Source organism: Kyrpidia sp. (assembly GCF_023512215.1).
Lineage (GTDB): Bacteria > Bacillota > Bacilli > Kyrpidiales > Kyrpidiaceae > Kyrpidia > Kyrpidia spormannii.
Genome location: NZ_JAILZZ010000015.1, coordinates 57378 through 63902, shown reverse-complemented (window position 1 = coordinate 63902; position 6525 = coordinate 57378). Strand labels below are relative to the sequence as shown.

At 59.2% G+C, this 6525-nt stretch carries 7 protein-coding genes; all 7 read left to right on the top strand.

Annotated features, from left to right (window positions below; genetic code table 11):
- Positions 1-297, top strand: a 297-nt coding sequence (locus K6T64_RS07855; protein ID WP_288009413.1) for a hypothetical protein, incomplete at its 5' end; no start/stop codon positions are given.
- A 49-nt stretch (positions 298-346) separates the two neighbouring features.
- Positions 347-886: a shikimate kinase gene (locus K6T64_RS07850; protein ID WP_288009411.1), complete on the top strand. Its 540-nt coding sequence runs from the start codon at positions 347-349 to the stop codon at positions 884-886.
- Between the two features lie 22 nt (positions 887-908).
- Positions 909-2855, top strand: a complete 1947-nt coding sequence (asnB, locus tag K6T64_RS07845) for an asparagine synthase (glutamine-hydrolyzing) (RefSeq protein ID WP_288009417.1) — start codon at positions 909-911, stop codon at positions 2853-2855.
- A gap of 82 nt (positions 2856-2937) precedes the next feature.
- Positions 2938-3399, top strand: coding sequence for an ACT domain-containing protein (locus tag K6T64_RS07840; RefSeq protein ID WP_170086820.1), 462 nt, complete (start codon positions 2938-2940; stop codon positions 3397-3399).
- 17 nt (positions 3400-3416) lie between these two features.
- Positions 3417-4490: a threonine synthase gene (thrC, locus tag K6T64_RS07835; protein ID WP_100667206.1), complete on the top strand. Its 1074-nt coding sequence runs from the start codon at positions 3417-3419 to the stop codon at positions 4488-4490.
- A 40-nt stretch (positions 4491-4530) separates the two neighbouring features.
- The gene (gene thrB, locus K6T64_RS07830) at positions 4531-5469 is read left to right on the top strand and encodes a homoserine kinase (protein WP_100667207.1); all 939 of its coding nucleotides are present in this window, start codon (positions 4531-4533) and stop codon (positions 5467-5469) included.
- A gap of 22 nt (positions 5470-5491) precedes the next feature.
- Positions 5492-6466 carry an ATP-binding protein gene (locus K6T64_RS07825; protein ID WP_100667208.1) on the top strand — a complete coding sequence of 325 codons (975 nt, stop codon included), beginning with the start codon at positions 5492-5494 and terminating at the stop codon, positions 6464-6466.
- Positions 6467-6525: the final 59 nt, after the last annotated feature.

Below are 6525 nucleotides of genomic sequence, written 5' to 3'. Positions count from 1 at the left end.
GAGCGGATTGTGCGGCAGGTGCGAGCCGATCAGGCGGACCGATTGGCTGAGGTGGGATGGGAATGGGCCCTGGAGCAATTGCGTCAACACCCGGACTGGAGGGGGACGCAACAGTTGCCCTTGGACTTGGGGCGGGTGGAGGTCGCAGTCGCCGAGGAGCCCGGGCCGTTGATCGTGGTGGTTTCCCGGGGTCGTATTGGGGATGTCGTCCAGCGGTCTTTGCGGGTGGAGGTGGATCCAGGGAGTTTCGCAATTCGGAGTTGGCAAGAGGGGACGGATTTTGGCTCCGGTCCTTAAAGTGGATCGTGTGGTGTGGTAGGATAGATGCAATGAGGGAGGGGACGATTTGACCAACCTGTATCTCATCGGTTTCATGGGAAGTGGAAAAACCACGGTGGGGCGGCTGTTGGCCGAACGGCTCGGGTGGTCGTTTGCAGATACGGATGACGAGATCGTCCGCAAGGAAGGTATGGATATCCCCGAGATTTTTGCAAAGGGAGGGGAATCGTTTTTCCGCGATCTCGAGCAGGCGACTTTGTTGGAACTATCCGGGCGCAGCGGGTGGGTCATCGCCACCGGAGGAGGGATCGTCCTTCGGGGGCGAAATGTGGAGATCATGAAAGCAAGCGGGAAAACGGTCTATCTCTCCGCCCGGGAAGACGTGTTGGTTGCGCGGTTGGTCGGCGACCCAGCGGTCCGGCCGCTGCTTGGCGGGGATTCCCGGATTGCCCGGGTGCACGAGCTTCTCCAGGAACGTCGAGGGATGTACGAGTGGGCGGACTTGACGATCGATACCAGCGATCAAACGGCACAAGCTGTCGCCGAAGCCATCGTGAATCACTTTGGCCTGGGCGAAGCGGGCGGGCGTGCGGTTCGATTGGGATAAGCGGGAAAGTGAGGATGGGGTCATGTGCGGGATTTGTGGAATCGCGAACCGGGATGGAAATGTCGAGATGGAGACTCTTCGGCAGATGGCGGAACGGATCATTCACAGGGGACCGGATGATGAAGGATTCTACCTGGGGTCGGGGGTGGGGTTCGGATTCCGCCGTCTTTCCATCATCGACGTGGCTGGCGGACACCAACCCATGTCCAATGAGGACGGCTCGATCTGGGTGGTGTTTAACGGGGAGATCTATAATTACAAATGGCTTCGCCGCGAGCTCGTGGAGCGGGGACACCGGTTCCGCACGGACACCGATACTGAAGTTTTGGTGCATCTGTACGAAGAAGAAGGGCCAGATTTAGTCGGCAGACTCCGGGGCATGTTTGCCTTTGCGATTTGGGATGAGCCCCGGCGCACGTTGTTGTTGGCCAGGGATCATTTTGGGATCAAACCGCTGTACTATACTCTGACCCCCGAAGGACTTGTTTTTGCCTCGGAGATCAAAAGCCTCTTGGCGGCCCCCGGGATCGAGGCCCGGGTGAAGCCGGAATCGTTGTGGAACTATCTCACGTTCCAATACGTGCCCGACCCAGAGACGATGTTTGAGGGCATTAAGAAGTTGCCACCGGCGCACCGGCTGATTTGGCGGGATGGGGAAGCAAAGCTCGGAAGGTATTGGGAGGCGACTTTCGAACCGGAAGATCGACCGCTACCCGTTTTCGTGGACGAGGTCCGGGAGGTGTTGCGGGAGTCTGTCCGAGCGCATATGAACAGCGATGTGCCCCGGGGCGCTTTTCTTTCCAGTGGGGTTGACTCCAGTACCATCGTCGCCTTGTTGAAGGAACTTGAGCAGGTGAAAACCTTTACCGTGGGCTTTGAAGGGGCCGGCGGGATGAGCGAAATCGAGTATGCTCGGGAAACGGCGAGGATTCTCGGTACTGACCACCGAGATGTCGTGATCTCGGCGGATCGGTATGCGGAGGTTCTTCCCGATTTGGCTTATTACCAGGATGAGCCGGTCGCAGACCCCTCGGCGATCGCCCTCTACTTTGTAGCGGAGTTGGCCTCTTCCGACGTTGCGGTGGTACTTTCCGGGGAGGGGGCAGATGAATTATTCGGGGGATATACCATTTATCGAGAACCGCTGTCCCTGCGAATGTTTCATTTCTTGCCCGACGGAGTGCGCCGGGGCTTGGGAGAATGGGCCCGGGGATTGCCTTCGGGGATGAAGGGCCGGGGGTTTCTCCTTCGGGGGTCTCGCTTACTCTCCGACCGGTTTGTGGGGAACGCCAACATTTTTTCGGACAATGAGAAGCGGGCCTTTGTCAAGTGGACCCCCGATGGGGGATTCGCTGGCGTGAAAGTCGTGACTGAGCCGTTGTACGAGCGATTTGCCGACATGGATGAAGTCACCCAAATGCAGCTCGTGGACATTCATACCTGGCTTCCCGGTGACATTCTGATGAAAGCCGACAAGATGACGATGGCCAACTCCCTGGAGCTTCGGGTGCCTTTCTTGGATGTGCGGGTTTTCGATGTAGCTCGGCGCATTCCAACCTCGCTTCGCCTTTTGGAGGGCACCACCAAGTACGTGTTGCGGGAGGCTGTCCGGGACATTCTGCCCGAAGCGGTATCGAGACGCAAAAAGTTGGGTTTTCCGGTTCCGACCCGGCGCTGGTTGCGGGACGAGCTGTACGATTGGGCCAGGGAGCGCCTATCCGATAAGTCGGTCGATCAGTATTTTGATCGGGAATGGCTACTTGCCAGGCTTGAAGATCATCGGCTCGGGCGAGGGGACTACGCCCGGAAGCTGTGGACGGTTTTGATGTTTTTGCTTTGGCACGATATCTATATCTCGGGCCACGTAGCGGTGCAGCCCACGGTCCGGCCCGGTGTTTTGCGGCGGAGAGAGAGGCTCTTTGGCCAGGGGGCTGCTCAGGGGCAGCGATTGAAAAGCTGCACTCCGTAATCGGCGATTGTCAACTTCAGCTCGCGATGTTATACTGTCTACCAGTAGAGGATTGCAATCCACCTACAGTAAACATCGCGGGGTGACGGGCGTGGGTGAAGGGAATCGCCGAAGATACTATCTGGTGGCGGAAGAGATCCTCCCGGAAGCCATGCTCAAAACGGTTCAGGTCAAGACCTTGCTTGCCAGCGGGGAAGTGGAGAGGGTTCACGATGCTGTCTCCCAGGTCGGCTTGAGCCGAAGTGCCTTTTATAAGTACCGTGACCTGGTGCATCTGTACGATGAAGAAGGGCGGGAGCATGTGGTGACCCTGTCGCTCATTCTTGAGCATCGCACGGGGGTCCTTTCTGTCGTATTGGACGCCATTGCCCGGGCTGGGGGAAACGTTCTTACTATCAATCAGGGTATGCCGGTGCACCAAGCCGCTCTGGTGACGGTGATGGTGGACGTTTCCGACATGACCAACCCCGTCGACGCCTTGGTGAAGACCTTGGTCGGGATGACCGGGGTCCGCCGGGCGGAAATTGTCGGTTACAGTCAGTGAAGGAGGAGGGTCACACCATGTGGCGGGGTGTCGTGGAGGAGTACCGAGAGTTCTTGCCCGTGGGGCCGGACACGGAGCCGGTCAGCCTACAAGAAGGCAATACACCGCTCATCTATGCCCGACAACTGTCCGAGCGCACCGGCCTCGAGATTTGGTTGAAGTACGAAGGCCTTAATCCCACAGGTTCGTTTAAAGACCGCGGGATGGCCATGGCGGTGACAAAGGCGAAAGAGGACGGAGCCAAGGTGTTAATTTGCGCTTCCACGGGGAATACATCGGCGTCAGCCGCCGCCTATGCGGCCCGGGCGGGAATGCGCGCGGTGGTGGTAATCCCGGATGGAAAGATCGCGCAAGGAAAACTGGCCCAGGCGTATATGTATGGAGCCCAGGTCGTCGCAGTCCGGGGGAATTTTGACCAGGCGTTGGCGATCGTTCGACATCTAGCCGAGACCCACCCGGTGACTTTGGTGAACTCCGTCAACCCTTTTCGGATTGAGGGCCAGAAAACGGCGGCCTTCGAGATTTGCGACGAACTGGGGGAAGCCCCGGACGTGCTTGCGATTCCAGTGGGTAATGCCGGTAACATTACCGCTTATTGGAAAGGGTTTGTCGAGTATCACCTTCATCGGCGTACCCGGCATCGCCCGCGTATGTTTGGTTTCGAGGCTGAAGGAGCGGCGGCCATCGTACAAGGCAAAGCGATTGCTCACCCGGAAACGATTGCCACAGCCATACGAATTGGGAATCCTGCGAGCTGGAACGGGGCGGTGGAGGCGGTGGAGCAGTCTGGCGGGATGATGGGCGCAGTAACGGATGAGGAGATTCTCGAGGCTTACAGATGGGTGGCCCGGGAAGGGATCTTCTGTGAGCCCGCTTCCGCCGCCTCGGTGGCGGGACTGGTCAAAGCCCGAGCCGAGGGCCGGCTGGAAAAGGGAATGACGGCCGTCTGCGTCTTGACCGGCAACGGGCTCAAGGATCCGGATACAGCGTTGCTGCACGCCCCTGGACGGGCAGAGGGCCCGCAGGTGGTGGAGGCCACCGAAGAAGCGGTGGCCGATGCGATGATGGGTTCGGAAGCGCTTCGGTCGTGAGCTTGGGGATGAGATTTTGGAGAGAAATGGGGGACCCCTCGTGGCGGTAAAGGTTCGAGTGCCGGCCACCACGGCGAATCTCGGCCCGGGATTCGACAGTTTGGGCATGGCGTTGCAGCTTTATAATGAGATCGAACTCGAGATTATGGATCAGGGATTGCAATTTGAAGTTACCGGCGCCGGCGCGGACATGATTCCGGCGACTTCTGAAAACGTGATCTATAAAGCGGTGCAGTACGTGTTTGATCAACTCGGCAGACGAAGACCAGGATTGAAGTTGCGGGCTCACAATGCGGTCCCGGTGACCCGGGGGCTGGGCAGCAGTGCCACGGCTATTGTGGGTGGGTTGGCGGCGGCCAACGAACTGTGCGGGCGGCCGCTGTCCGCGGATGATCTGCTAGAGTTGGCGGTGGCCATGGAAGGGCATCCTGACAACGTCGCCGCCGCGCTTTTCGGCGGGATCGTCGTGTCCGGGAAGACCGGGGAAAAAACGCGGTACGTCAAATTACCGGTACCCCAAGATCTCGTTTGCGTTGTCGTCGTGCCTGAAGTACCCCTGGCCACGAAAGATTCCCGGAAAGTGCTTCCGACCTCGGTGCCCTTTTCCGATGCCGTCCACAACGTGAACCGGGTGGGTCTGTTGGTCGGGGCCCTTGCCACGGGGGATCTAGAAACGGCTGGGGCGGCCATGGATGATGTGCTACACGAACCTTACCGAATGTCTCTCATCCCCGGCATGGATGCCGCCGCGGATGCGGGTCGGAAAGCCGGAGCTTTGGGCGTGGCATTGAGCGGTTCCGGGCCTTCCTTGATTGCCTTCTGCCGGGCTGGAGACGAAGAGCCAGTGGGTCCCGCCATGACTCAGGCCTGGGCGGGGGCAGGGCTGGCGGCCCATTCGATGGTTTTGCGACCCGATTTGCGAGGGGCGCAGGTGATCGATATCGACGCATCGGCGTCTCTTCAGCCGTTGACTCGGTGAATGTTAGGGGAGGGACGGCCATATGGAGTCCATCGGATCGCTGGCCAGTCTGGCGGCGTTACGGCGCCCGGGGGCAAAGACCGACCCTTCTTTCTTTTATGAGCGAATTCCCCAACTCCGCGAACTCGGACTAAAGCCCCGGGCGGTGATTCGGGGCAGTGGCTTATTGTTTGCCTACTTGCAACAGCAGGAGATCTGCGGCAAGTGTCGGGGTTACGAACAGTGTGGCAAGCAGGGAGACGCCCGGGGCATGTTCGACCAACTGGAAGTTTACCAGGGCGAGATTACCGTTCGAACCGGGTATTGCCGTCCGTATCAAGAGTGGTTGGAAAGACGCCGCTTAAAAGAGCTGGAGGCGTTCTCGGGCAAGACTGAGGCGGACGGCCGCTTTACCTTCGAGAATTTTCCCGAGGAGCAAAAGCGCCGGTTCCCGGACTTGTACAAAGCGGCGGTGGAGTTTGCCGAGACGGCGGAACCCGGGGTGCCGATGAAGGGCCTGTACATCTTTGGGCCGCCGGGGGTGGGGAAAACACATCTTCTCCTGGCGATCGTCAATCGCCTGGAGGAAAGGCGGGTCCCGACGCTCTTTGTCCGGGCGGACATGATTTTTGACCGCCTCCGCAGCCGCATTGCGTCTGGGCAGGATGTGGAACCCATCGTGGAGGCGTATTGCCGGGTGCCGGTGCTCGCCATCGATGAGTTTGCCCAGGAGCGGCCGAGTGACTTTACACTGGAGAAGATGTTTCGGATTATCAATACTCGTTTTACCACCGCTCGGCCGACGTTATTTACGAGCAATTATCCACCTCCGGAGATTTACGGGCGGGTAGCCCGGGAGCTGGAAGTTCTTGTGGACGTAATGCGAAGCCGCATTGTGCAGATGAATCGGCACGGACACTTGGACGGTCCCGATGCCCGGCTCCGGCAGATTGACTGGCTCGGACCGAGGCTGGAAGAGACGCCCCCTCCTTCTCCCACATATCCACCGGACGAGTGAGCGAAGCCGATCGCCGGTTGTCGAACCAGATGAGCATCGAGGCGGGGGTGAGGAAAAGC